Origin of the sequence: Planktothrix sp. FACHB-1355 (genome assembly GCF_014748295.1) — a bacterium.
Classification (GTDB): domain Bacteria; phylum Cyanobacteriota; class Cyanobacteriia; order Cyanobacteriales; family Aerosakkonemataceae; genus Aerosakkonema; species Aerosakkonema funiforme_A.
Map to the genome: position 1 here is coordinate 1 of NZ_JACJUP010001119.1, position 2,305 is coordinate 2,305.

Below are 2,305 nucleotides of genomic sequence, written 5' to 3' on the forward strand. Positions count from 1 at the left end.
TCTAAGCCAGTACGTTCGCGCCAGATATCTTGTGGCGGGATACCCAAACTTTCTAACGTTACGGCAATCTTGTCGGCTTCGGGACGATTGGACTGGTTGGGGGCATTGTCGAAACCCGATCTAGGGCCAGCACTGACAATTATTTTGGCAAAATTGTTCAAGTCTAGCTGCCTTTGATATTCTTGCACGGTTTGAAGGATGCGATCGCTTTGATCGTTGAGTTGAATTTGATTGGGAGCCAACAAACTCAGCTGAGTTGCCGAATGGCCCAACAAAACGATCGCCCCAACTTTTTGCGGACGCCGCAAAGCTGCTTGAAAGCCAATAATCGCATCATTTTGAACTCGATTGGCCAGCAAGTTAGCCATCAAGGGTAAACTGAAAATTGTCAAAATCAGAAAAGCTATCCAAATTTGGTTCATTCCCTTGGGGGTGATCGTTTTTTCTTTCTTTTTAATCTCTCCCGTTAATGCTAGAAACAATAACAAAATTGACAAGCCCAGCGGTTTTAGCGGAAAAGTGAGAATGCTGCCAAATGTTGTGACTGCTGGATCGTTCGGCGTTATAAACGACAAAATCAAGAAGAACAGCATTAGAACCAAACCAACCCAAGCCAAATAGTCTCTAGGTTTGGCATCTTTACCAGTTCCTTTTACCAGCGCCTGCCAAGTAATAGTACCGATCAACACCACAAGCATAATCTGCGTTAGCGTTGAAAACATGGCGGCATTTCCTCACAAGGCGGTAATTTCAGATGACAAGTTGCAGATTGCAGATTGACAATTTCAAATTGAAATCTGAAATCTCAACTCTGCAATTAGCTACTATCGATTTTTCAGCTTGCGCCGAATGGCATCAGTAACAGTCTGAATTACCTTAACACGGGCGTAGTACTTATCATTCGCTGCAATCAACGTCCAAGGAGCTGTGGGCGTGCTGGTACGCTGAATTGCCTGATTCACCGCTACTTCGTACAAAGGCCACTTTTCCCGATTGCGCCAATCTTCGCTAGTGAGTTTATATTGCTTAAAAGAGTCGTTCTCCCGTTCCTGAAACCGCTCTAGCTGTTGTTCCTGACTAATGTGGAGCCAAAACTTGACCAAGACATATCCATCGCTGCTGAGTTGGGCTTCAAATTCGTTGATTTCCTGGTAGGCGCGACGCCATTCGGTTTCTGTGGCAAAACCTTCGACTCGCTCTACCAATACTCGACCGTACCAGCTGCGATCGAAAATGCCAATTGTGCCGGCGGTGGGTAATCTTCGCCAAAATCGCCACAGATATTGGCGAGCTTTTTCTTCATCTGTGGGTGCGGCGAAGGCGTTAACCTTGTAGCTGCGGGGGTCGAGAACGTCGGTGAGTCGTTTGATTGCGCCACCTTTGCCGGCGGCATCCCAACCTTCAAACAAAATTAAAATGGGGATTTGCTGTTCGTAAATGCTTTGCTGTAGTTTGCGTAAGCGCACCTGTTCTCGCAGTAATTCTTTTTTGTACTCCGTCCGCGATAAGCTCTGATTTAGGTCTACTTGAGCCAGCAAATTCGGTTCGGATGGGTTGAGTTGCTCCTGGGGCGGGATAATTGGTGTAGGTGTTCGATAGTGGAGTCGATCGAGTGCTTCTGTAATGGTGGCGCTTAGTTGGGTAAGGACTTTGACTTTAGCCCACCGCTGACAGTCGCCTTCGACTAATGTCCAGGGAGATGGCCCAGTGCTGGTGTGAACGAGCATTTCTTCAGCTAGAGCGACGTACTTGTCGTAATTTTTCTCTTGTTGCCAGTCTTCGGGGCGCACCCGCCAGGATTGTAGGGAATCGGAAGCGTATTTTTTCAGTCGCTGCTTCAATTCCTTTTGGCTCAAATGAATCCAAAATTTGGCGATCGCTACGCCATCATCCACCAATTGTCGCTCAAACGCATTGATGTGCTGCATCACCATCGGCACTTCGCCTTCTTTTACCCGTTCAAACAAGCGGTCTTCCAAAACGTGGATGTACCAGCTGTGATAGAAAAATCCGATGCTGCCACGGGCGGGTAGCTTCTGCCAAAATCGCCACAAAAATGGGTATTTTTGCTCTTCTGGGCTGGGAGGCCAAATCGGGTGGACTGCAAACCCACGCGGGTCCATGTATCCCACCATTTTCTTAACTAAGGCACCTTTACCCGCCGCCGCCCAACCTTCTAGGACGACAATGACGGGCAATTTTTTCTCCCAGCAAGCTTGTTGGAGCGATCGCAAATTCTCCATCAAGGTTTCGATTTGCGATCGGTAAGTAGTTTTATCGAGGGAAAGGTCTAGATCGAGAGTAT

At 47.5% G+C, this 2,305-nt stretch carries 2 protein-coding genes; both read right to left on the bottom strand.

Annotated features, from left to right (window positions below):
* Positions 1–722 (bottom strand): ElyC/SanA/YdcF family protein (locus H6S82_RS29690; protein WP_191057211.1); only part of this gene is annotated, 722 nt, incomplete at its 3' end.
* A 102-nt stretch (positions 723–824) separates the two neighbouring features.
* A partial coding sequence (gene pap / locus H6S82_RS29695) for a polyphosphate:AMP phosphotransferase (RefSeq protein WP_191057212.1) occupies positions 825–2,305 on the bottom strand: 1,481 nt, incomplete at its 5' end.